The organism is Enterobacter sp. 296B2, assembly GCF_034106185.1.
Lineage (GTDB): Bacteria > Pseudomonadota > Gammaproteobacteria > Enterobacterales > Enterobacteriaceae > Enterobacter > Enterobacter cloacae_N.
The window spans coordinates 14,323-35,910 of the sequence record NZ_JAWNCA010000039.1 but is presented as its reverse complement, the minus strand read 5'-3'; the positions used below and the strand labels follow the sequence as shown (position 1 = coordinate 35,910).

Genomic DNA, 21,588 nt, shown 5'->3' with positions numbered 1-21,588 from the left:
CTCAACCACACCGGGGCCCCCCCCCGGCCCCCCCCCCCGACGCTTTGGCCCCGGGGGGGGCCAGTGTAAAAATCCGGGTTTTATTTTCTCATAAAAACCGGGCCCGGGGCCCAACACCCCGCCCGCTTGACTGTTCAGCAGACGCCGAAATCACCTTCCTCGGTATACGGCGCCAGCTCGGCCGCTTTCAGCGTATATTTTTCACCTTGTTCATTGCTGGCCTGTACCGCTACAACGCTTTCACCGTTCACTTCGAGCACCTTCAGTTTCGGGCCGCCTTTAAGCGGTTGCACATAATCACCGACAGAAAACATATAACCTCCTCATCGTTTTAGCGATCTTCACCTTAGCCCACGTCCGGCACCGGGTACAGCGTAATTCATTGATTACTGCTTATGGGGTACGACGGTTCCACGGCATTACCTTCAGCAGTCGCGCCATGCCGCAAAAGCCCGTCACACCGGCGAAAAGCAGCCCGGCGCCGACAAAACCGCTCAGCAGGAAAAAGCCGCTGGAGACGCTATAGCCCAGCACCACGCCGCAGAGGATCAGAAGTCCGGCGGCAATTTGTACCTGCCGCATCAGCGGAAGCGGCTGGGATTTATCTTCAACGGTCAGCAGCCCGGCCTGCTTCCAGCCCTGAATGCCCCCCTCAACCACGAAGGCCTGAGCCGGAGACGCTGCCTGCGCAAGTCGCGCAGCATTGTTTGATGTCCGTGCCCCGGACTGACAGTGAAAAATCACCGTTTCACCAGGGGATGCATTAAGCCCGCCGGGTAAAGAATCCAGCGGTATGGAGTGCGCTGCCGGAATATGCTCGCGGGCATACTCGTCGGGATCGCGAATATCAACCAGTTTTGCGCCTTCTTTAACAAGCGCGTTTGCCTGCTGAGGCGAAATAAGAGAAAGAGACATGGTGTTTCCTTACGGTCAATTTCTGAGTAGTAGAACATTTAAGGAAGGGCTTAAGCCAGTGTAAAGAGGGTAAAGGCAGGTAAAAGCGCGAGAGACGAATGGCGGTAACCCGTAAACTGGCTATGCTTAGAGAGTGTCTCTTTTTAATTTTCAATTGGTTAGCTTGCACGGAGTGATTATGGGTTTTTGGCGCGTTGTTTTTACGATTATTCTCCCGCCGCTGGGCGTGCTGCTTGGCAAGGGATTGGGCTGGGCGTTTATTCTGAACATCCTTCTGACCCTTCTGGGCTACTTCCCGGGTCTTATCCACGCGTTTTGGGTACAAACGAAAAACTAAGTGCGCCACAGTAAGTCACTGTAGATACCGGTCAATACGCCCTCCGGGCCAAACTGCTGTTTGATCCAGCGCGTCACCTGGCCGGTCGCTGCAGGCTGCGGGGCGAGCAGCATGCGCGAATCCTGACGCGGGTTATTAATGCGCCGCGTGATGAGCAGCCCGTCTTCCACCGCCTCTCTTGCCATGTATTCCGGCAAAAAGCCAATCCCTTCCCCCAGAATCTGACACTGGCACTTGGTGTTGAAATCCGGCACCAGAATCGCCTCCTGGCCGTGCAGCAGCCAGCCGACCTTTTTGTTGATGGTATGCGCTGTATCTTCCACCATGATGTTGGGATACAGACGCAGCTGGCTCTCCGCTATCGGTTCGGGAACAAAGGCGAGGGGATGTTCCGGCGCGATGGCAAACACCCAGCGGATGGCGCCAATTTCGGTGTAATCAATCCCGCCGCCGTCCAGCAGGGTGTCCGGTGCGCCGATGGCAATGTTGGCCTGGTTGTTGATGATGGAATCCCAGACGCCGTTGTACACCTCGGTGGTGACGGTGATCTGACAGGTGGGAAACTGCTTTTTCAGTACCTGCAGCAGCCGCGCGGTATGGCGCGGCGTATACAAGAGCTGATTAATGCAGATACGCACCCGCGCCTCAATGCCCTGAGAGATGGTATCTATCCCGCGCTTGATGGCGTGAAAATCGTTCAGCAGGTCGGTGGCTTTACGGTAAAAGTAAAACCCGGATTCGGTCAGCTCGATGCTGCGCGTATTGCGCACAAACAGCACCACGTCCAGCCCGGTCTCCATGCGTTTGATGGTGTAACTGATGGCGGAGGTCGTCACGCCCAGCTCGGCGGCGGCTTTGCTGAAGCTGCCGAAGCGTGCCGCAGTGGTGAAGGCCAGCAGATTCTCTTCGGTAAAGATGGAATTCATATCACAGCATCCTCAGCCATCAGTTTTGAACATATTTTAACAGCGCCGTTACATCACATTTGAAGTGGGTCACAGTTCTGACTATTTACGCGGAGCCGCGTCATGCAAGGCTTTTACAACCATAAGGATAATGCTGTCTGAGACGATAAAAAGCGGTAAGCCATAAGAAAAAGGTTGCACAGACGCACGTTTTAGCCTGACTGTTGAATTTAACTCAATAATTAATTGCGTGTCGATGAATCATTTTTAAGCGGATTCTTTTGTGACCAGGCTGTTGCTATTCTCAGGTCATCAGAAGTGAAACATTGGGAGACTGAATATGTCTGCAAACGCACTCGTTACGGAATTTCTGCTGGCGGCAGAAGAGGGCAACATCGACGCGCTAAAAGCCTGCCTGGATAACGGCGTGGATATTAACGCCACCAACCGCCAGAAAAGAACCGCCATTATTATTGCCAGCCTGAAAAAGCATTACGCCTGTGTGGAATATTTAATTGCTGCCGGCGCGGATATTGATAAACAGGATCAGACCTGTTTTAACCCCTTCCTGATAAGCTGCCTGACCAATGATTTAACCCTGCTGCGCATTGTCCTTCCGGCGAATCCGGATCTTGACCGCCTGACGCGCTTCGGCGGCGTGGGCATTACCCCTGCCAGTGAAAAAGGCCACGTTGAAATCGTGCGCGAGCTGCTGGCAAAAACCGATATTAACGTCAACCACACCAATTTTGTCGGCTGGACGCCGCTGCTGGAAGCCATTGTGCTGAACGACGGTGGCGCAAAGCAGCAGGAGATTGTGAAGCTGCTGCTGGATCACGGCGCGAACCCGCACATGACCGATAAATACGGTAAAACCCCGCTCGAACTGGCGCGGGAAAAAGGCTTCGATGCAATAGCCGACCTGCTGCTGGCGGCAGGCGCATAACGCATTCGGCCAGCCACTTCAGGCTGGCCGTTAATTCAAAAAAGCATTTTTACCGACGTGCATTCTGCACGACGGCGGCCCCCTTTTATCCGTATTCAGGAGAAAACAATGCCAACCAAAATCGTTATAAAAAAGAACACGTATTTTGATTCGGTTTCACTGATGTCCGTTTCCACCAAAGCCAATAAATTACCGGGCGTCGAGCAGGCGTTTGTGGCCATGGCGACGGAAATGAACAAAGGCGTATTAAAAAATCTCGGGCTGTTAACGCCGGAATTAGCCGACGCCAAAAACGGCGACCTGATGATCGTGATTAAAGGCGCCGCGGCGAATGATGAAACCCTGGCCGCTATTGAGGCGTTATTCACGCGTAAAGAGAGCGGAGGCACCCATGAAGCACGCTACGCGACGATTGCCAGCGCCAAAACCCATCGCCCGGACAGCAACCTTGCGGTGATTTCCGTTAACGGCACCTTCGCCGCACGCGAAGCGCGCCAGGCGCTGGAAAACGATCTTAACGTCATGCTCTTTTCCGATAACGTATCCCTCGACGACGAGCTGGCGCTGAAGCAGCTGGCGCACCAGAAAGGGCTGCTGATGATGGGGCCGGACTGCGGCACCGCCATTATCAACGGCGCGGGGCTGTGCTTCGCCAACGCGGTGCGCCGCGGGCCGATTGGCATCGTCGGCGCCTCTGGCACCGGCAGCCAGGAGCTGAGTGTGCGCATTCATGAATTCGGCGGCGGCGTGTCTCAGCTGATTGGCACCGGCGGGCGCGATCTCAGCGAGAAAATCGGCGGCCTGATGATGCTCGATGCCATCGACATGCTCGAAGCCGATGAGGGCACCCGGGTCATTGCGCTCATCTCCAAGCCGCCCGCACCTGCGGTGGCGGAGAAAGTGCTGGCGCGCGCGCGGGCATGCCGCAAGCCTGTCATCGTGTGCTTCCTTGGCCGCAGCGAACCGCCCGCCGATGAAGACGGCCTGCAGTTTGCCCGCGGCACCAAAGAGGCGGCGCTGAAGGCGGTACTGCTCACCGGCATTAAAAAAGAGTCCCTGGCTTTACACCCGCTCAACTGGCCGCTGATTGAAGAGGTGCGCGCCCGCCTGACCCCGCAGCAGAAATACATTCGCGGCCTGTTCTGCGGCGGCACCCTGTGCGATGAGGCGATGTTCGCGGCGCTTGCGAAATTCGACGACGTTTACAGCAACATCCAGCCGGATCCGGCTAAGCGCCTGAAAGACATCAGCGTCAGCCAGGCCCACACCTTCCTCGACTTTGGCGACGACGATTTCACCAACGGCAAGCCGCACCCGATGATCGACCCGACCAACCGCATCAGCCGCCTGCTGCAGGAGGCACGCGATCCGGAGGTGGGCGTCATCGTGATGGACTTCGTGCTCGGCTTTGGCGCGCACGAGGATCCGGTCGGCGTGATGATCGACGCCATCAAGGAGGCGCAGGCGATCGCGAAGGCCGATAACCGTCCGCTGGAGATCCTCGGCTACGTGCTCGGCACCGACCAGGATCCGCAGTCGCTGGCGCAGCAGTGCCAGCTGCTGACCGATGCAGGCGTCATCTGGGCCAGCAGCAGCACCAATACCGGATTATTGGCTCGCGAATTTGTCTGCAAAGGGGAGAAAGCATAATGACGACCTTATTCAACCAGCCGCTGAACGTCATCAACGTCGGCATTGCGATGTTCAGCAACGATCTCAAAAAACAGCACGTCCCCGTCACTCAACTGGACTGGACGCCGCCGGGGCAGGGCAATATGCAGGTGGTGGAGGCGCTCGACCAGCTGGCGGAAAAACCGCTGGCGGAGAAGATCGCCGCCGCGAATAAAATCGCTCTTGAGCGCATTATTCAGTCCCATCCGGTGCTGGTGGGTTTCGAGCAGGCCATTAACGTTGTGCCGGGCATGACCCGCACCACCATTCTGCACGCCGGTCCGCCTGTCGCATGGGAAAACATGTGCGGGGCGATGAAGGGCGCAGTCACCGGGGCTCTGGTGTTTGAAGGGCTGGCGACGGATCTGGAGGATGCCGCAAGGCTCGCCGCTTCAGGCGACATCACCTTCTCGCCGTGCCACGAGCACGACTGCGTGGGCTCGATGGCGGGCGTCACCTCCGCATCAATGTTTATGCACATCGTTGAGAACAAAACCTACGGCAACCGCGCGTTCACCAACCTCAGCGAGCAGATGGCGAAGATACTGCGCATGGGCGCCAACGACCAGAGCGTGATTGACCGTCTGAACTGGATGCGCGACGTGCTCGGCCCGATGCTGCGCGACGCGATGAAGATCGTTGGCGAAATCGACCTGCGCCTGATGCTGGCCCAGGCGCTGCATATGGGCGACGAGTGCCACAACCGCAACAACGCGGGCACTACGCTGCTGATCCAGGCGCTGACCCCGGGGCTGATTCAGGCGGGCTATCCGGTGGAGCAGCAGCACGAGGTGTTCGAGTTTGTCGCCAGCAGCGACTACTTCTCCGGCCCAACGTGGATGGCGATGTGTAAAGTCGCGCTGGACGCCGCCCACGGCATTGAGTACAGCACCGTCGTCACCACCATGGCGCGCAACGGCTACGAGTTCGGCCTGCGCGTCTCCGGCCTGCCGGGGCAGTGGTTCACCGGCCCGGCGCAGCAGGTGATTGGCCCGATGTTTGCGGGCTATAAGCCGGAAGACTCCGGGCTGGACATCGGCGACAGCGCCATCACCGAAACCTACGGCATCGGCGGCTTTGCGATGGCGACGGCCCCGGCCATCGTTGCGCTGGTGGGCGGCACGGTGGAGGAAGCCATCGACTTCTCCCGCCAGATGCGCGAGATCACCCTCGGCGAAAACCCGAACGTCACCATTCCGCTGCTCTCGTTTATGGGTATCCCGACCGCCATCGACATCACCAGAGTCGCGGGCAGCGGCATTTTGCCGGTCATTAATACCGCCATTGCCCATAAGGACGCGGGCATCGGCATGATTGGGGCGGGCATCGTTCACCCGCCGTTTAGCTGTTTTGAAAAGGCGCTGTTGACCTTCCGCGATCGCTACTTTTTATAAGGCAAGCATCCATGAAAAACATGAAACTGGAGTGGAAAAGAGGTGACTGGGCGGCTTATTTCGGGTTGATGACCAACAACCTGACCAATTTGCTGACCATGATGGGGCTGCTCATTTTTGTCGTCGGCATCCCGAAGGAGATTGTTTATGGACGCATCGCGCCGGCCTTCGGGCTGGCGGTGCTGGTGGCGAGTATTTGCTACGCCTGGTTTGGCCTGCAGATGGCGCGCGCCACCGGGCGTACGGACGTCACCGCGCTGCCGTCTGGCCCGAGCGCGCCGTCGATTTTTACCGTCACCTTCCTCGTACTGATGCCGGTTTATCAGCAAACGGGCGATGCAGATTTCGCAATCCAGATCGGCCTGGTGTGGTGCTTCGTGGAAGCGATGATCCTCGCGGGCGGCTCGTTCCTGGGAGAGACCATCCGCAAGATGATCCCGCGCACCGTGCTGCTGTCGTGCCTGTCCGGACTGGGACTGCTGCTGCTGGCGATGAACCCGATGTTGCAGGCGTTCGAAGCGCCTACCGTGTCGTTCATCGTTCTGCTGCTGATCTTCATCAACTGGTTCGGTAAAAAGCCGATTTTCGCCAAAATCCCGACAGGTCTGCTGTTGCTGATTGCCGGTACGGCATTAGCGTGGATCTCCGGCCTGCAAAGCCCGGAAGCGATCAAAGCGTCCATGTCCTCCTTCGGCTTTAACCCGCCGGAGGTGCACGTGGACAGCTTTATGCAGGGGCTGCCGCACGCGCTGCCGTATCTTGCATCCGCCGTGCCGCTGGGGCTGGCGAACTATATCTTTGACCTGGAGAACATCGAAAGCGCCCATGCGGCGGGGGATGAATACCCGACCCGCAAGGTGATGCTGGCGAACGGCCTGGCGTCGATGCTCGGCTGCCTGATGGGCAACCCGTTCCCGGTGACGGTCTACGTCGGCCACCCTGGCTGGAAAGCGATGGGCGCCAGCATCGGCTACACGCTCGCCTCCGGGGTGACCATGTTCATCGTACCGCTGTTCGGACTGGGGGCGTTTATGCTCGCCATCATTCCGATGACCGCCATCGTGCCGATTCTGGTGTTTATCGGCGTCGTCACCGCCAATCAGGTGGTGAGGGAAACGCCCAAAGTGGAGGTGCCGGTGATCTTTATCTGCCTGTTCCCGTGGATCGCCAACTGGGCGCTGACCATGATGAACAGCGTGATGGGGGCGGCAGGCACCAGCGCGGCGAAAATCGGCACCGACGTGCTGCACAGCAAAGGGATCTACTACGAAGGATTAGTCCATCTGGGGAACGGGGCACCGCTTGCCAGCATGCTGTGGGGCTGTATCGCCATTTTCGCCATCATTAACAAGCCGCTGCGCGGTGCCGTGGCTGCGGCGGGGGGGGCGTTGCTGGCGCTGTTCGGGGTGATCCACGCTCCGGTCGTGGGCTTTGCCGAAGGCAGTTCGCTGATGTTCGTCACGGCCTACCTGATGATGGGCGGCATGTTTGTGGTGAAGCATTTCCTCGATAGCCGGGAAGTTGCGAGCGCTGCTGCACCAGTATCTGAAGCTTAAGGCATTTCCCCCTCACCCTAACCCTCTCCCCAAAGGGGAGAGGGGACGTTAGCTCCCTCGCCCCTTTGGGGAGAGGGCCGGGGTGAGGGGAACATACTGCACCGTTGCGAAGGAAAACGTATGAAAGAGCTTATGGTCGTCGCCATTGGCGGCAACAGCATTATCAAAGACAACGCCAGCCAGTCGGTTGAACATCAGGCGCAGGCGGTTAGAGCGGTGGCAGACTCCGTGCTCGAAATGCTGGCCTCCGACTATGACATCGTGCTTACCCACGGTAATGGCCCCCAGGTGGGGCTGGATCTGCGCCGCGCTGAGATTGCCCACGAGCGGGAGGGGCTTCCCCTGACGCCGCTGGCAAATTGCGTGGCGGACACCCAGGGCGGCATCGGCTACCTGATCCAGCAGGCGCTCAACAACCGCCTGGCGGCGCGTGGCGAGCAAAAGGCGGTCACGGTCGTCACCCAGGTGGAGGTGGATAAAAACGATCCCGGCTTTACGCACCCGACAAAACCGATCGGCGCGTTCTTCAGCGAGGCGCAGCGCGACGAGCTGCAGCAGGCGCACCCGGAATGGCACTTTGTTGAGGATTCGGGCCGAGGCTATCGTCGCGTGGTGGCCTCCCCACAGCCGCTGCGCATTGTTGAGGCCGATGCGATCAAGACATTGACGCAAAAGGGCTTCGTGGTGATCGGCGCTGGCGGCGGCGGTATTCCCGTGGTGCGCTCGGCGCAGGGCGATTACCAGAGCGTCGACGCGGTGATTGATAAAGATCTCTCCACCGCGCTGCTGGCGCGCGAGATCCGCGCCGACGTGCTGGTGATTACCACCGGCGTGGAAAAGGTGTGCGTCAACTTCGGCAAGCCGAACCAGCAGGCGCTGGACACCGTCAGCGTGGCGCAAATGACGCGCTACATGGACGAAGGCCACTTCCCGGCGGGCAGCATGCTGCCCAAAATCGTCGCGTCGCTGAAGTTTTTACGCCACGGCGGCAGGCGCGTGATTATCACCTCGCCGGACTCCCTGCCCGCGGCGCTGCGTGTTGAAACCGGTACCCATATTGTGAATGAAGGAAGATAAGATGAATGAGAATAAAAGCCGCCGTGAGTTTATCAGCCAGAGCGGCAAAATGGTCACCGCCTGCGCGCTGTTTGGCGCAACCGGCTCCGTCGCGTATGCTGCCGACTCTGCAAAACCAACCTGCGAGACGGGCAAGCCGATGAACATCACCGCGAAGCATTATTATCTGGACAACGTGCTGCTCGAAGCCGGGTTTAATTTCGACGGCAGCGTGGCGACGAGCACCCGCACCGAGCTGAAAACGCTGGAGATTAAAGACGGGAAGATTGTCGCCCTGCGCGACAACGGCAGCCACGCCGACGCGACCCTGCCGCGCTACGATGCGGGTAAAAAGCTGATGCTTCCGGCAATGCGCGACATGCATATTCACCTGGATAAAACCTTCTACGGCGGCCCGTGGCGCTCCCTGAACCGCCCTGCAGGCACCACGATTCAGGACATGATCCGCCTTGAGCAGAAGCTGCTGCCGGAACTGCAGCCCTATACCCAGGAACGCGCGGAGGCGCTTATCGACCTTATCCAGTCGAAAGGCTCCACTATTGCCCGCAGTCACTGCAACATTGAGCCGGTCTCCGGCCTGAAAAATCTGGAAAATTTACAGGCGGTCTTATCGCGCCGTAAACCCGGCTTTGACTGCGAAATCGTCGCCTTCCCGCAGCACGGCCTGCTGCTCTCCAACTCTGAAAAACTGATGCGCGAGGCGATGCAGGCCGGGGCGCACTACGTGGGTGGGCTGGACCCGACGAACGTTGACGGTGCCATGGAGAAATCCCTCGATCTGATGTTCCAGATTGCGCTGGACTACGACAAAGGGGTGGATATTCACCTGCATGAAACCAGCCCGGCGGGCGTGGCGGCGGTGAACTATATGGTGGAAATCGTGGAGAAAACGCCGGAGCTGAAGGGTAAGCTGACCATCAGCCACGCCTTCGCGCTGGCGACGCTCAACGAGCAGCAGGTGGATGAGATTGCCACCCGCATGGCAGCGCAGCAGGTGACCATCGCCTCCACCGTGCCGATTGGCACCCTGCACATGCCGCTGAAGCAGCTGCGCGACAAGGGTGTGTTCGTGATGACGGGCACCGACAGCGTAATCGACCACTGGTCGCCGTACGGCCTGGGTGACATGCTGGAGAAGGCGAATCTCTACGCCCAGCTCTACATTCGCCCGAACGAGCAGACGCTCTCCCGCGCGCTCGGTATCGCCACCGGCGACGTGCTGCCGCTGAACGACAAAGGCGAACGGGTGTGGCCAAAAGCACAGGACGACGCCAGCTTTGTGCTGGTGGATGCCTCCTGCTCCGCCGAAGCGGTGGCGCGCATTTCGCCGCGCACCGCGACGTTCCACAAGGGGAATCTGGTCTGGGGCTCGGTCGCCTGACGCCACGTTGGGGTATCGCTACAGGTGATACCCCGACAATCGCAACTCACGGTCAATCCACTCGACGAACTGCTGGATCTTCCACGCGCGTTCGTTCATGTGCGGCATCACCAGATGGTGCGCGTTGATGGCGATACCCATTTCATCAGGCAGCACCTGCACCAGCGAGCCATCCTTCAGGTGATCGGTAGCCATCATTTTGCTCTCCAGAATAAACCCAAGCCCCATGCGCGCCGCTTCAAAGCTCATGTAGGAGCGGTCGAAGCTGAGGCTGAAATTAAGCCAGGGCCTGTCGATATTGTGCCAGGCGAACCATTTTTCCCAGTTCACCAGGGTGCTGGTGGACGAGATAAGCGACTGTTGCAGCAGATCGGCGGGCGTGCTGATGGGATGCTCTTCTGCATAGTCCGGCGAGGCCAATACCACCAGCGTGTCGTTTTTAATGGTCATCACCCGGTAGGCGTCCCAGTCCGGAATACCGTGACGGATATCAATGTCGATATTATCTCTGGCGAACTGCAGGTTCTCATAGGAGCAGGTGAGATTGATGGTGATATCAGGATATTCGGCGCGGAATCTGCCCAGACGGCGCAACAGCCAGGACAGCCCGAAGGTGGGGGAAGAGTGCACGCGAAGCACAGCATTGTCTTTTTCTTTCACGATCTGATCGGTGGCGCGCCCGATGGCGCTCATCGCCGCCGAGACCTCCCGCAGATATTTTTCTCCCGTCGGGGTGAGCTGAACCCCTTTGCCGCTGCGGATGAATAACTTCTTGCCCAGCCACGATTCCAGCGACGCGATCTGGTGGCTTACCGCCGAAGGCGTGACGTTGAGCTGTTCCGCCGCCTGATGGATGCTCAGGGCGTTAGCAACGGCGATAAACGCCTGCAAATTTCTGAGCGAGGGTAGCGATAACGTCTGGCGATCCTGCGCGGGCATGGCCTACTCCTTACACGATAATTGATAAAAAACATAACATTGAGACTGCGAGCGGGCAATTTTATCCCGATGTTATTTTTTTGAGCTGTATCGCGAATCAAATTTATCTCAGCAATAAATGAGCTTTATTGAATGGCGTTTCATGGGTGAGCCGATATATTGACGTTGAACGCAATAATAAAACGACTCACGGTGTTCGAATAATGAGGTAAGTTATGTCTCGTATAGAACAAGTTGTCCCCTACATAAAGACTAAAAAAACCAATTACCGTTTCGTTGTGCTGGCATTAATTTTTATTGTTTATGCCATTAACTATGCTGACCGAACAAATATTGGTGCGGTATTGCCGTTTATCATTGACGAATTTCATATCAATAATTTCGAAGCCGGTGCCATCGCCAGCATGTTTTTTTTGGGATACGCCCTGAGCCAAATTCCTGCGGGCTTTTTTATTGCCAAAAAGGGAATTCGCGGCATGGTGGCACTGTCGATATTCGGCTTCTCTGCCTTTACCTGGCTGATGGGCACCGCAACCTCGGTTCTGGGCCTGAAGTGTATCCGCCTGGGGCTGGGGTTAACAGAGGGGCCGTGCCCGGTCGGGCTGGCCTCCACCATCAATAACTGGTTTCCGCCCAGGGAGAAGGCCACGGCCACGGGCGTCTACATCGCCGCCACCATGTTCGCGCCCATCCTCGTGCCGCCGCTGGCAGTGTGGATCGCCATGACCTGGGGCTGGCGCTGGGTCTTCTTCTCCTTTGCGATCCCCGGTCTGGTCATTGCCGTCCTGTGGTATCTGTTGGTACGCACCAAGCCGTCCGAGAGCGCATTCGTCTCTAAAGCGGAGCTGGAGACCATTACCGCCGGTCAGGAGACCCCGGACGCCAGACGGGAAAACATCGTGATTTCACCGGGATTTGCACGCCTTGACCGGCTGATCCGCGTGCGGGAATTAGCCCCGGTAAGCACGGTGAAAGGGCTGTTTACCTCGAAGAATATTCTCGGCGACTGCCTGGCCTATTTTATGATGGTCAGCGTGCTGTACGGACTGTTGACGTGGATCCCGCTCTATCTGGTGAAAGAGAAAGGCTTTACGTTTATGAGCATGGGGCTGGTCGCCAGCATGCCGTGCATCGGCGGATTTATCGGTGCGATTTTTGGCGGCTACGTCTCCGACAAACTGCTCGGCCGCCGACGTAAACCGACCATGATGTTTACCGCCATCAGCACCGTTTTAATGATGGTCATTATGCTGAATATTCCGCAAAGCACCGTGGCGGTTTGCGTCGGGCTATTTTTTGTCGGCCTCTGTCTGAATATTGGCTGGCCCGCTTTTACGGCTTATGGGATGGCTGTTGCGGACAGTAAAACCTATCCCATTGCCGCGTCCATTATCAATAGCGGCGGTAATCTCGGCGGATTTGTTTCCCCAATGCTGGCAGGTTATCTGCTGGATAAAACAGGCAGTTTTAATTCCGTGTTTATTTATTTCGGTATTTGCGCAGCCATTGGCTTAATTATGATTATGCTGCTGGAAGAGCCAAAATAAAACATTAAATCTCTCTTGTCCGAATGGAGTAAATATATGCTACTGAAAAATAAAGTCGCCGTTATTACCGGCGCGGCTTCCGTACGCGGTTTGGGTTTCGCTACGGCGAAATTATATGCCGAACAGGGTGCGAAAGTGGTGATTATCGATTTAAACGCTGAAGCTAGCCGGGCTGCCGCCGCGAGCCTGGGCGACCAGCATCTGGGCCTTGCGGCGAACGTCAGCAATGAATTACAGGTTAATGCCGCCATTGAGCAGGTGCTGGGGAAATACGGGCGCATCGATATTCTGGTGAATAACGCCGGCATTACTCAGCCGATCAAGCTGATGGATATCAAACGCGAAAATTACGATGCGGTGCTTGACGTCAGCCTGCGCGGCACGTTGCTAATGTCCCAGGCGGTTATTCCCACTATGCGCGCGCAAAAGTCGGGCAGCATCGTCTGCATTTCATCGGTATCGGCCCAGCGCGGCGGCGGCATCTTTGGCGGCCCACACTACAGCGCCGCAAAAGCGGGCGTGCTGGGGCTGGCAAAAGCCATGGCGCGCGAGCTGGGGCCAGACAATGTGCGCGTAAACTGCATCACGCCGGGGCTTATCCAGACGGACATTACCGCAGGCAAGCTGAGCGATGAGATGAAAACGTCCATTCTGGCGGGCATTCCGCTTAACCGCCTCGGCGACGCGCAGGATATTGCCCGCGCCGCGCTGTTCCTCGGCAGCGACCTCTCTTCTTACTCCACCGGTATCACGCTCGACGTGAACGGCGGGATGCTGATCCATTAAGGAGATACGACGATGACGGATACCACAGTTCAACAGGTTGCCGCCGCGGCCTGGCGCATTCGCCGCTACGCGCTGCGCATGGGCGAAGTGCAGGGGCAGGGCTACATCGGGCAGGCGCTGGGCTATGCCGATGTGCTGGCCACCGCGTTTGCCCACGGGATGAACCTTAAGCCGGGCGAGCCGGAATGGGAGGGGCGTGACCGTTTTTTGCTCTCTCACGGCCACTACGCCATTGCCTGTTACGCCGCCCTGATTGAAGCGGGGATCGTTCCTGAAGAGGAGCTGGAGACCTACGGCGCGGACGACAGCCGCCTGCCGATGTCCGGCATGGCAACCTACACGCCGGGCATGGAGATCTCCGGCGGTTCGCTGGGGCAGGGCTTAAGCATTGGCGTTGGCATGGCGCTGGGGCTGAAGCGCAAGCAGAGCGCGGCATGGGTCGTTAACTCCATGTCGGACGGCGAGCTGGACGAAGGGTCAACCTGGGAAGCTGCGATGTCGGCGGCACATCACGGCCTGTCGAACCTGATCGTGCTGGTGGACATTAACCGCCAGCAGGCGGATGGCAACTCGCACGCGATCCTCGGCTTTGAGCCGCTGGAGGATAAATGGACCTCCTTCGGCTGGTACGTGCAGCGCGTCAACGGCAACGATGTCCCTTCACTGGTAACGGCGTTTGATAACGCCAAACGCTACCCGGAAAACCAGCCGCGCGTCATTTTGTGCGACACGCTGATGGGCAAGGGCGTGCCGTTCCTCGAAAAGCGTGACAAGAACCATTTTATTCGCGTGGATGCTGACGAGTGGCAAAAGGCACTCGCCGTGCTGGATGCCAACAAACCTGAAGGAGTGCTGTAATGAGCCAGACCACGGAGAAAAAACCGCGTTTAACCACGTCGGCGATGATTGCCTCTATCGCGGAAGAGGGCCAGGAGACGCGAGCCGCACCGTTCGGCCATGCGCTGGTGAAGCTGGCGGAACAGCGACCGGAGGTCGTCGGCATGACGGCGGATCTGTCGAAGTACACCGATCTGCATATTTTCGCTCAGGCCTACCCGGAACGCTTCTTTCAGATGGGCATGGCCGAGCAGTTGTTAATGGGGGCCGCGGGCGGCATGGCGAAAGAGGGTTTTATTCCTTTCGCCACCACCTATGCCGTCTTCGCCACCCGCCGCGCCTACGATTTTATCCATCAGGTGATTGCTGAAGAGCACCTGAACGTGAAGATCTGCGCGGCGCTGCCGGGGCTAACCACCGGTTACGGGCCGAGCCACCAGGCGACGGAAGATATTGCGATTATGCGCGGTATTCCGGGCATGACGATTATCGATCCCTGTGACGCAATCGACACCGAACAGGCGGTGCCGGCGATGGCAGCGCACGATGGCCCGGTGTATATGCGACTGCTGCGTGGCAAGGTGCCAGTGGTGCTGGACCAGTACAACTACCAGTTTAAGATTGGCAAAGCCGTGCTGCTGGAAGAAGGGCGCGACGTCCTGATCATCGCCTCTGGGCTGATGACAATGCGCGCGCTGGAGGCGGCGAAGCAGCTGCGTAAAGATAACGTCAGCGTGGCGGTGCTGCACTCGCCCACCATTAAGCCGCTGGACGAAGAGACGATCCTGGCGCAGGCTGCGAAGCCGGGACGGCTGGTGATTGTGGCGGAAAACCACAGCAGCGTGGGCGGGCTTTGCGAGGCTGTCGCGTCTCTGTTGATGCGCAACCGCGTTAACGTGGATTTCGATACCGTCGCGCTGCCGGACGCGTTCCTGGATGCGGGCGCGCTGCCCACCCTCCATGACCGCTACGGGATCTCAGCTACAGCTATGGTGGAGAAAATCCGTCGCAGGCTGTGATTTATCAGACGGATACGTTGTCAACGGGCGAGGGGTGCTTTACCCTCGCCACTGTTGCGATAAAGGAGTCCGTCATGGCACAAAACATCTACGACAACCCGGCATTTTTTGAAGGCTATGCCCAGCTTCCGCGCTCGGTTCAGGGCCTGGACGGCGCGCCGGAGTGGCCCGCGCTCAAGGCAATGCTGCCAGATTTAACCGGTAAATTGGTTGTTGATCTCGGCTGCGGCTACGGCTGGTTCTGTCGCGCAGCGCGCGAGCTGGGCGCGTCTGACGTCACGGGTGTTGATATTTCAGAAAAAATGCTCGCCCGCGCGGCTGAACTGACTGATGACAACCGGATTCACTATCAGCGTAGCGATCTGGAATCTCTGGCGCTGAAAGCGAATAGCCTCGATCTGGTCTACAGCTCGCTGGCGCTGCACTACCTGCCGGAGCTGGACACGCTATTCGCCAACGTTCAGCGCGCGCTCAAACCCGGCGGTAGCCTGGTCTTTTCGATGGAGCACCCGATATACACCTGCGCTACCCGTCAGGGCTGGCTGACCGACGACCGCGGCGAGCGGTTCTGGGGGGTGAACCGTTATCAGGACGAGAGCCAGCGCGTCAGCAACTGGCTGGCGGACGGGGTGATTAAATACCACCGCACGTTGGGCACCACGCTTAACGCACTGATCAAAGCGGGGTTAACGATAAGCGAAGTTAATGAGTGGGGGCCAACGCAGGCGCAGATTGACGCCTGGCCTGCATTGGCCGAAGAGGCGGAGCGCCCGATGCTGGTGTTGATCGCCGCCCGTAAGGATCAATAACCGACTTTATACACCCGCCCGCTCTGCACCCCTTCCACGCTGCGGCGGTAGGCCTGCGCCACGGTCGCGGCGGGAACGCTTTCAAAGCCGGGGAAGAACCCGTCATACGCTTCGGCTGACTCCGTCAGTACCGTTGGGCTAATCAGGTTGATGCGGATCCCGCGCGGCAGTTCGCAGGCTGCGGCGCGGACAAACCCTTCCAGCGCCGCGTTCACCGTGGTGGCATTCACGCCCTGCGCAATCGGCTCGTGCGCCACAATCCCGCTTATCAGCGTAATCGAGCCGCCTTCGTTCAAATAATGCTGGCCGGTCAGCGCCAGACGCACCTGCCCCAGTAGCTTATCCTGCAGGCCCTGGTTGAAGTCGCTGTCTTTCATGGTCGCGAGCGGGCCAAAGTAGAGGCCACCGCTGGCGGAGACAATCGCATCCACCGGGCCGATTTTCTCAAACAGCGCCTGGACGCTCGCCTGCGAGGTGATATCCACCTGATAGTCGCCCTGCGTGCGACCGACGCGGATGACCTCGTGACGACGGCTTAATTCTTCGGTTACGGCACGCCCGACAGTACCGCTGGCACCAATAATGACGATTTTCATAGCAGACTCCTTATGTTGTGAGCCTTCATTCTTTAATAAATAAAAAGTCAGATAAACTGGGCTAAAGTTAGATGATTACTAACCAGAGGTTCGGAATATGGATAAGCTTCGCGGGATGGAGACGTTCATTGCGGTAGTGGAAAGCGGCAGTTTTACCGGCGCGGCGTCCCGGCTGGAGATGTCGGCGGTCATGGTGGGAAAGTATATTGCGCTGCTGGAATCGCAGCTCGGTACGCGGCTGCTGGAGCGCAATACCCGTCGCCAGAGTCTGACCGACGCCGGACGCGTTTATTTCGAAGAGGCCAGGCGGGTGCTGGAGCAGGTCTCGATTGCCGAAAGCGCGGTTGAGCGGCTGCGCGCCACACCCGCCGGAACCCTGCGCGTCACGGCACCCACGTCGTTTGGCGGCTGCGTTGTCGCGCCTTTGACCGCCACATTTTTGCAGCGCTACCCGGAGGTGCGCATCGAACTGGATCTCACCAATCGAATGGTCGATCTGGTAGAGGAGGGGGTCGATCTGGCCATCCGCATTGGCGACATCCGCAATGACGATCTGGTGGCGAAATACCTGTGCCCCTACAACATGGTGATCTGCGCCGCGCCGGACTATTTAGCGCATCACGGCACGCCGCAGACGCCTGCCGATCTGGTGGATCATCTTTGTCTGTCGCACACGGTGTGGACCGCGCGCAACGAGTGGCGGCTGCCGGGCGTGGAAGGGGAGGTGCGCTGGAAGCGGGATGCCATCTTACGGTGTAACGACGGCTACGGGCTACGCATGGCGGCGCGAGCCGGGGCGGGGCTGCTGCTGCAACCGGAGGTGCTGGTGGCGGAAGAGCTGGCAAGCGGCAGGCTGATACGGGTGCTGGAGCCGTTCACGCCCGCGCCGAGACCGGTGCATTTACTGTGGCGTCAGGATTTACGCCCCCTGCCTAAGCTAACGGAATTTATTGCTCATATTCTGCTAAGATTGGGCACAATATAAAAAAAGAAGGTAATCAAAGAATGTCTGCAAACAAACTCGCCAGCAGCGCGCAGGGCCTGCAATCATCCGCCATCCGTGAATTATTAAAACATAGCAAAATGGCGGGCGTGATTTCGCTGGGCGGCGGTATTCCCAACCCGGACCTGTTCGATCGCGAAGGGCTTAAAATCGCCGCCGATGCCGTGTTGTCGCAGAATTTTGGCGAGGCGTTCCAGTATGGCCTGACGGAAGGCGTACCGGGGCTGCGCGAAGAAATTAAACGCATCTGCGAAGGGCGCGGCATCGCCTGTAAGGCCGATGACGTGGTCATTACTTCCGGCTCTCAACAATCTCTGGACGTGCTGGCGCGTGCGTTGATCAATCCTGGCGATACGGTTGTCGTTGAACGTCCAACCTATCTCGCCGCGCTGCAGGTCTTTGGCCTGGCGCAGGCCAGTTTTGAATCCGTCGGTACCGACGGCGACGGCATGAAGGTCGATGAGCTTGAAGCACTGGTGGGAAAGAAAACCATCAAGGCGGTTTATATCGTTCCAACTTTTGGTAACCCTGGCGGCGTAACGCTTTCTGAAGCGCGTCGCAAACAGCTGGTGGAACTCTCGAAGCGCTATGATTTCGTGATTATCGAAGACGATCCGTACAGCGAAATTAATTACACCGACGACGTATTCCGCCCGCTGATTGCCCATGCGAAAGATATCGGCAATGAAGATAACGTGGTGTACACCTCTACCTTCTCCAAAATCCTCGCGCCGGGCACCCGCGTGGGCTGGGTGCTGGTGCCGGAGTGGCTGAAACGCGCGGTGGTGAACCTGAAGCAAACCACCGATCTGCACACCAGCACGCTGTCGCAGCTGATGACCTACGAGTACCTGAAAACCGGGCGTCTGGCGAACCAGATTAAAATGATCCGCGAGGCCTATCGCCAGAAATACCAGACGTTCGCAACGGAACTGGAAGCCGAGCTGGGCGATGTGATGTCGTTCCACAAGCCGAAGGGCGGGATGTTCCTGTGGGCGAAAATGAACAACGGCATGAATACGACGAAATGGCTGGAAAAAACCTTGAGCAACGGTGTGGTGTTTGTACCGGGTGAGTTCTTCTACTGCAACGAACCGGACCAGACAACGCTGCGCATGTCATTCGTCACCCCAACGGATGAGCAGCTGAAAGAAGCGGTTCGACGCCTGAAGATCTCGCTGTAAGAGGAGGCGCATAACGGCAGAGGCTGTTATGCGCCGTTCGCGTTTAGGGTGAGCTTATTGCGTGGCGTGGGCGAGTGCGCGGTCTGATGCCTCTCCGCCAATCACCAGCGTGACCTCATGGATACGACAAATTTTTCCTTCTCGCAGTGCGGCAAACATATACACCTCAATCTCTGCCTGCCGACCATCCGGATACGTCACGGTAACCCAGTGCCGGTCTGCCAAAAGACCATCGTGACAGGCGAACTCCTCAACCCTGAATGCTATCTCGCGGATCTGCGATCGAACGTGGTTCAGGTGCTGCACAAAACCCTGATAATCAAGCGCGTGACCGTCCGTAACTTGCTGGTAATCGGGCGTAAAAAGCTCTGCCGGATCGACATCGCCTTTGAATAAGTTGGTTAACAGGCTAGCCATTTCCTTGCGCTGCTCGGTGTTGTCAGGGTGGGCTACCAGGGATGTGATAATGCTCATGCGGGCTCCTCAAATGGTTGAATCAACATTATCCTTGACAGCTGAAGACGCGGTTTCTGTAATACGTCGATGAATAACGATTTTCGGCCAAAATGGTATGATCAGTATTGAAGTGCTCCTTCATCCCGGCGGGTACCGAACGCCGTGGCACAGCCATGGCACCGGCCAGTTGTGGCGCATTGCAACGGGGCTGCTGGTCATTGAGACGCAGCAGGCGCGCTCGGTCGTGCCGGCAAAACATATCGGCTGGATCCCGCCAGGCCAGCAGCACGCCGCCTTCTCTGAAAGCGCGATTGAAGGCTGCGCTATCTATCTTGACCCTGCTTGCTGTGCAATGCTTCCCGATGCTCCCGCGCTGTTCGAGCCGGACGATCTCACCCATGCACTGTTTTCCCGTTTATGTGGTGCAGGGAGCGAGTACGATCCGCGAAAGCTGACTTTACTGCTGGATGAGCTTGCCATGACGCCTCAGGTTCACTTTTCTCTGCCCGTGCCGACGGATCCGCGTCTGAAGAACGTGGTCAGCCGCTTGCTGCAGTTTGTCGATGATAATCAGACGGTCGAGAGTCATGCCAGCCATGCCGGGATGAGCGTACGTACGTTTAACCGTCGGTTTAGCGCCCAGACGGGAATGAACTTCGTCAACTGGCGGCAGCTGGCGCGCGTCATGCAGGCAATGGAGTGGCTGGCGGCGGGGAAGCCGGTGGGATGGATTGCGCTGTCCTGCGGCTACAGCAGCGTCAGCGCATTTATTGAAGTTTTCAAAATGTGGACCGGTAAAACGCCGGGGCAGTGGGCGATTAAAGGTGGCGCTGAAGAGCCGGTTTGATCGCCATATCGGCAGTAAGCTTGCGATTGTTATTGACCAGCGCGCTGATGGTGTTGCGGTGAACATTGAGCATCTCCGCCAGATCGCTGATTTTCAGATTGAGCGGTTCAAGATACTCATACTGCAACACATCGCCCGGCGGCGCTACGCTTGCACGGGCCTACAGGTATGCAGGCCGGGTGAGGCGGAGCCGCCACCCGGCGATTGACTATCGCTCCCTCAGCGCCTCTTTTGCCCGATTAAACGGCTTGATCAGATAATCCAGCACCGTTTTCTCCCCGGTCTTAATGTCCACCGTCGCAATCATCCCCGGCACGATTGAGAAGTGCCTGCCCGCCTTATTCACCAGGTAATCCTGGCTGGTGCGGATAAATACGCGGTAATAGAACACCTCCGGCTTGGCCTCGTCCTGGATGGTGTCCGGCGAAATGGTCTCCACCACCCCGTGCAGCCCGCCGTAGATGGCGTAATCGTAGGCGGTGATCTTCACCAGCGCCTCCTGGTTCGGGTGGATAAAGGCGATATCGCGCGGCGAGAGCCGGGTTTCAATCAGCAGGTGATCGTCTACCGGCACAATCTCCATCAGCTCGCCGTTGGGCGGGATCACCCCGCCGATGGTGGTGACTTTAATGTTTTTCACGATCCCGCGCACCGGGGATTTTACCGTCAGGCGGGTGACGGAATCCTCGCGGCCTTTCAGGATCGCCGAGACCATATCCACCTCCGCGTTGGCCTTGGATAACGCCTCGCGCGCCTGAACGTAATACTGGGAACGCACGTCGGTGAGCTTCAGCTCCAGGTCGCTTTTCTGCCGCTGCAGGCGCAGCACTTCCACGTGGCTGGCGGCACCGGTTTTTACCAGCCGCTGGGTGATCGCCAGCTCTTTGTTTGCGAGATCTAATGCTGAACGCAGTTCACGCTGCGTGTCCTCCAGCTGCGCGCGGCGCGAGTTGTAGAGCCGCGTTTCGGCGGCGGTCAGTTCGGTCCATTTCTCCAGCGAAGGCGGGAACTTCAGCGGCAGATCGTTTACCTCGGCGTACAGACGGGCGCTGGAGGCCAGCGACGCACGGTAGCGCGCAGCGCTTTCGCCGACGTTCGATTCGGAACGCGTCGGATCCAGCCGCGCCAGCACCTGTCCGGCCTGCACCTGATCGCCCTCGTGAACGTTCAGCTCGGTGAGGATCCCCCCATCCAGCGACTGCAACACCTGCTCGCGCGAGCTGGGGATCACTTTTCCGGTTCCCGTTGAGACTTCATCCAGCATCCCAAACCACGCCCAGACGCCCAGCGCCACAAACATCAGCAGCGAGAAGATCACGATCCGCCGCGCGCCGGAATAGCCGCTTTCGGAGTCGAGCGCATTATCCAGATCGTCCATCGCGG

Annotated in this window: 22 protein-coding genes and 1 pseudogene; 15 read left to right on the top strand and 8 right to left on the bottom strand. The window is 58.2% G+C overall.

What is annotated here, in order from left to right:
* Positions 1-134: 134 nt before the first annotated feature.
* Both URZ40_RS20975 and URZ40_RS20970 read right to left on the bottom strand, forming a co-directional pair.
* On the bottom strand, positions 135-314 hold the full coding sequence (locus URZ40_RS20975) for a hypothetical protein (RefSeq protein WP_116343821.1): 180 nt from the start codon (positions 312-314) through the stop codon (positions 135-137).
* 79 nt (positions 315-393) lie between these two features.
* Entirely contained in the window at positions 394-915 is a 522-nt protein-coding gene (locus tag URZ40_RS20970; protein ID WP_116343820.1) for a rhodanese family protein, read from the bottom strand.
* Positions 916-1,093: 178 nt separating this feature from the next.
* Here URZ40_RS20970 and URZ40_RS20965 point away from each other — a divergent pair, with 178 nt between their 5' ends.
* On the top strand, positions 1,094-1,252 hold the full coding sequence (locus tag URZ40_RS20965; RefSeq protein ID WP_116343819.1) for a YqaE/Pmp3 family membrane protein: 159 nt from the start codon (positions 1,094-1,096) through the stop codon (positions 1,250-1,252).
* Here URZ40_RS20965 and URZ40_RS20960 read toward each other — a convergent pair.
* The gene (locus tag URZ40_RS20960) at positions 1,249-2,178 is read right to left on the bottom strand and encodes a LysR substrate-binding domain-containing protein (RefSeq protein ID WP_320721098.1); all 930 of its coding nucleotides are present in this window, start codon (positions 2,176-2,178) and stop codon (positions 1,249-1,251) included. The two genes, URZ40_RS20965 and URZ40_RS20960, sit on opposite strands and share 4 nt — an antisense overlap.
* A gap of 319 nt (positions 2,179-2,497) precedes the next feature.
* Between URZ40_RS20960 and URZ40_RS20955 the strand changes: the two genes are divergently transcribed.
* The 6 genes from URZ40_RS20955 (at position 2,498) to URZ40_RS20930 (ending at position 10,182) form a co-directional block, all read left to right on the top strand.
* Entirely contained in the window at positions 2,498-3,103 is a 606-nt protein-coding gene (locus URZ40_RS20955) for an ankyrin repeat domain-containing protein (RefSeq protein ID WP_166712155.1), read from the top strand.
* Between the two features lie 108 nt (positions 3,104-3,211).
* The gene (fdrA, locus tag URZ40_RS20950) at positions 3,212-4,753 is read left to right on the top strand and encodes an acyl-CoA synthetase FdrA (protein ID WP_320721097.1); all 1,542 of its coding nucleotides are present in this window, start codon (positions 3,212-3,214) and stop codon (positions 4,751-4,753) included.
* Positions 4,753-6,168: a DUF1116 domain-containing protein gene (locus URZ40_RS20945; RefSeq protein WP_320721096.1), complete on the top strand. Its 1,416-nt coding sequence runs from the start codon at positions 4,753-4,755 to the stop codon at positions 6,166-6,168. The genes fdrA and URZ40_RS20945 overlap by 1 nt, the downstream gene beginning before the upstream one ends.
* 11 nt (positions 6,169-6,179) lie before the next feature.
* On the top strand, positions 6,180-7,724 hold the full coding sequence (locus tag URZ40_RS20940; RefSeq protein ID WP_320721095.1) for a xanthine permease: 1,545 nt from the start codon (positions 6,180-6,182) through the stop codon (positions 7,722-7,724).
* A gap of 120 nt (positions 7,725-7,844) precedes the next feature.
* Positions 7,845-8,801: a carbamate kinase family protein gene (locus URZ40_RS20935; protein WP_320721094.1), complete on the top strand. Its 957-nt coding sequence runs from the start codon at positions 7,845-7,847 to the stop codon at positions 8,799-8,801.
* Position 8,802: 1 nt separating this feature from the next.
* The gene (locus tag URZ40_RS20930) at positions 8,803-10,182 is read left to right on the top strand and encodes an amidohydrolase family protein (RefSeq protein ID WP_320721093.1); all 1,380 of its coding nucleotides are present in this window, start codon (positions 8,803-8,805) and stop codon (positions 10,180-10,182) included.
* Positions 10,183-10,200: 18 nt separating this feature from the next.
* On the opposite strand, the gene URZ40_RS20925 is transcribed toward URZ40_RS20930, so the two are convergent.
* A complete protein-coding gene (locus tag URZ40_RS20925) occupies positions 10,201-11,121 on the bottom strand; it encodes a LysR substrate-binding domain-containing protein (protein WP_316380173.1) in 921 nt (306 codons plus the stop codon).
* 215 nt (positions 11,122-11,336) lie between these two features.
* Between URZ40_RS20925 and URZ40_RS20920 the strand changes: the two genes are divergently transcribed.
* From URZ40_RS20920 to URZ40_RS20900, 5 genes are all read left to right on the top strand, one after another.
* Entirely contained in the window at positions 11,337-12,668 is a 1,332-nt protein-coding gene (locus URZ40_RS20920) for an MFS transporter (RefSeq protein ID WP_320721092.1), read from the top strand.
* A 36-nt stretch (positions 12,669-12,704) separates the two neighbouring features.
* Positions 12,705-13,454 (top strand): glucose 1-dehydrogenase, encoded by a 750-nt coding sequence (locus URZ40_RS20915; RefSeq protein ID WP_166712143.1) that lies wholly within the window; start codon positions 12,705-12,707, stop codon positions 13,452-13,454.
* Positions 13,455-13,466: 12 nt separating this feature from the next.
* Positions 13,467-14,312 (top strand): transketolase, encoded by an 846-nt coding sequence (locus URZ40_RS20910; RefSeq protein WP_022651707.1) that lies wholly within the window; start codon positions 13,467-13,469, stop codon positions 14,310-14,312.
* Positions 14,312-15,310: a transketolase family protein gene (locus URZ40_RS20905; protein WP_166712139.1), complete on the top strand. Its 999-nt coding sequence runs from the start codon at positions 14,312-14,314 to the stop codon at positions 15,308-15,310. The genes URZ40_RS20910 and URZ40_RS20905 overlap by 1 nt, the downstream gene beginning before the upstream one ends.
* A gap of 74 nt (positions 15,311-15,384) precedes the next feature.
* Complete coding sequence (locus tag URZ40_RS20900) at positions 15,385-16,119, top strand: class I SAM-dependent methyltransferase (RefSeq protein WP_320721091.1); 735 nt, start codon at positions 15,385-15,387, stop codon at positions 16,117-16,119.
* On the opposite strand, the gene URZ40_RS20895 is transcribed toward URZ40_RS20900, so the two are convergent.
* Positions 16,113-16,715 (bottom strand): short chain dehydrogenase, encoded by a 603-nt coding sequence (locus tag URZ40_RS20895; protein WP_163330128.1) that lies wholly within the window; start codon positions 16,713-16,715, stop codon positions 16,113-16,115. The two genes, URZ40_RS20900 and URZ40_RS20895, sit on opposite strands and share 7 nt — an antisense overlap.
* A gap of 97 nt (positions 16,716-16,812) precedes the next feature.
* Between URZ40_RS20895 and URZ40_RS20890 the strand changes: the two genes are divergently transcribed.
* Together URZ40_RS20890 and URZ40_RS20885 are read left to right on the top strand one after the other, a co-directional pair.
* Positions 16,813-17,700, top strand: a complete 888-nt coding sequence (locus URZ40_RS20890) for a LysR family transcriptional regulator (RefSeq protein ID WP_320721090.1) — start codon at positions 16,813-16,815, stop codon at positions 17,698-17,700.
* Between the two features lie 20 nt (positions 17,701-17,720).
* Positions 17,721-18,902: a PLP-dependent aminotransferase family protein gene (locus URZ40_RS20885; RefSeq protein WP_316380175.1), complete on the top strand. Its 1,182-nt coding sequence runs from the start codon at positions 17,721-17,723 to the stop codon at positions 18,900-18,902.
* A 54-nt stretch (positions 18,903-18,956) separates the two neighbouring features.
* On the opposite strand, the gene URZ40_RS20880 is transcribed toward URZ40_RS20885, so the two are convergent.
* A complete protein-coding gene (locus URZ40_RS20880) occupies positions 18,957-19,376 on the bottom strand; it encodes a nuclear transport factor 2 family protein (RefSeq protein ID WP_316380176.1) in 420 nt (139 codons plus the stop codon).
* 97 nt (positions 19,377-19,473) lie between these two features.
* Between URZ40_RS20880 and URZ40_RS20875 the strand changes: the two genes are divergently transcribed.
* Complete coding sequence (locus tag URZ40_RS20875; RefSeq protein WP_316380177.1) at positions 19,474-20,205, top strand: helix-turn-helix transcriptional regulator; 732 nt, start codon at positions 19,474-19,476, stop codon at positions 20,203-20,205.
* Here the strand turns inward: URZ40_RS20875 and URZ40_RS20870 are convergent.
* Positions 20,195-20,335 (bottom strand): annotated as a pseudogene (locus tag URZ40_RS20870) (HigA family addiction module antitoxin); the annotation flags it as partial. The gene URZ40_RS20875 and the pseudogene URZ40_RS20870 overlap by 11 nt on opposite strands.
* 78 nt (positions 20,336-20,413) lie before the next feature.
* Positions 20,414-21,583, bottom strand: coding sequence for an HlyD family efflux transporter periplasmic adaptor subunit (locus URZ40_RS20865; RefSeq protein ID WP_116343831.1), 1,170 nt, complete (start codon positions 21,581-21,583; stop codon positions 20,414-20,416).
* Positions 21,584-21,588: the final 5 nt, after the last annotated feature.

Excerpts from the sequence above, each read along its gene's own strand:
- URZ40_RS20970 (WP_116343820.1), bottom strand. The coding sequence starts at position 915 with ATGTCTCTTTCTCTTATTTCGCCTCAGCAGGCAAACGCGCTTGTTAAA.
- URZ40_RS20910 (WP_022651707.1), top strand. The coding sequence starts at position 13,467 with ATGACGGATACCACAGTTCAACAGGTTGCCGCCGCGGCCTGGCGCATT.
- URZ40_RS20975 (WP_116343821.1), bottom strand. The coding sequence starts at position 314 with ATGTTTTCTGTCGGTGATTATGTGCAACCGCTTAAAGGCGGCCCGAAA.
- URZ40_RS20920 (WP_320721092.1), top strand. The coding sequence starts at position 11,337 with ATGTCTCGTATAGAACAAGTTGTCCCCTACATAAAGACTAAAAAAACC.
- URZ40_RS20955 (WP_166712155.1), top strand. The coding sequence starts at position 2,498 with ATGTCTGCAAACGCACTCGTTACGGAATTTCTGCTGGCGGCAGAAGAG.
- URZ40_RS20890 (WP_320721090.1), top strand. The coding sequence starts at position 16,813 with ATGGATAAGCTTCGCGGGATGGAGACGTTCATTGCGGTAGTGGAAAGC.
- URZ40_RS20960 (WP_320721098.1), bottom strand. The coding sequence starts at position 2,178 with ATGAATTCCATCTTTACCGAAGAGAATCTGCTGGCCTTCACCACTGCG.
- URZ40_RS20885 (WP_316380175.1), top strand. The coding sequence starts at position 17,721 with ATGTCTGCAAACAAACTCGCCAGCAGCGCGCAGGGCCTGCAATCATCC.
- fdrA (WP_320721097.1), top strand. The coding sequence starts at position 3,212 with ATGCCAACCAAAATCGTTATAAAAAAGAACACGTATTTTGATTCGGTT.
- URZ40_RS20895 (WP_163330128.1), bottom strand. The coding sequence starts at position 16,715 with ATGAAAATCGTCATTATTGGTGCCAGCGGTACTGTCGGGCGTGCCGTA.
- URZ40_RS20915 (WP_166712143.1), top strand. The coding sequence starts at position 12,705 with ATGCTACTGAAAAATAAAGTCGCCGTTATTACCGGCGCGGCTTCCGTA.
- URZ40_RS20865 (WP_116343831.1), bottom strand. The coding sequence starts at position 21,583 with ATGGACGATCTGGATAATGCGCTCGACTCCGAAAGCGGCTATTCCGGC.
- URZ40_RS20965 (WP_116343819.1), top strand. The coding sequence starts at position 1,094 with ATGGGTTTTTGGCGCGTTGTTTTTACGATTATTCTCCCGCCGCTGGGC.
- URZ40_RS20900 (WP_320721091.1), top strand. The coding sequence starts at position 15,385 with ATGGCACAAAACATCTACGACAACCCGGCATTTTTTGAAGGCTATGCC.
- URZ40_RS20930 (WP_320721093.1), top strand. The coding sequence starts at position 8,803 with ATGAATGAGAATAAAAGCCGCCGTGAGTTTATCAGCCAGAGCGGCAAA.
- URZ40_RS20935 (WP_320721094.1), top strand. The coding sequence starts at position 7,845 with ATGAAAGAGCTTATGGTCGTCGCCATTGGCGGCAACAGCATTATCAAA.
- URZ40_RS20925 (WP_316380173.1), bottom strand. The coding sequence starts at position 11,121 with ATGCCCGCGCAGGATCGCCAGACGTTATCGCTACCCTCGCTCAGAAAT.
- URZ40_RS20880 (WP_316380176.1), bottom strand. The coding sequence starts at position 19,376 with ATGAGCATTATCACATCCCTGGTAGCCCACCCTGACAACACCGAGCAG.
- URZ40_RS20940 (WP_320721095.1), top strand. The coding sequence starts at position 6,180 with ATGAAAAACATGAAACTGGAGTGGAAAAGAGGTGACTGGGCGGCTTAT.
- URZ40_RS20945 (WP_320721096.1), top strand. The coding sequence starts at position 4,753 with ATGACGACCTTATTCAACCAGCCGCTGAACGTCATCAACGTCGGCATT.
- URZ40_RS20875 (WP_316380177.1), top strand. The coding sequence starts at position 19,474 with ATGATCAGTATTGAAGTGCTCCTTCATCCCGGCGGGTACCGAACGCCG.
- URZ40_RS20905 (WP_166712139.1), top strand. The coding sequence starts at position 14,312 with ATGAGCCAGACCACGGAGAAAAAACCGCGTTTAACCACGTCGGCGATG.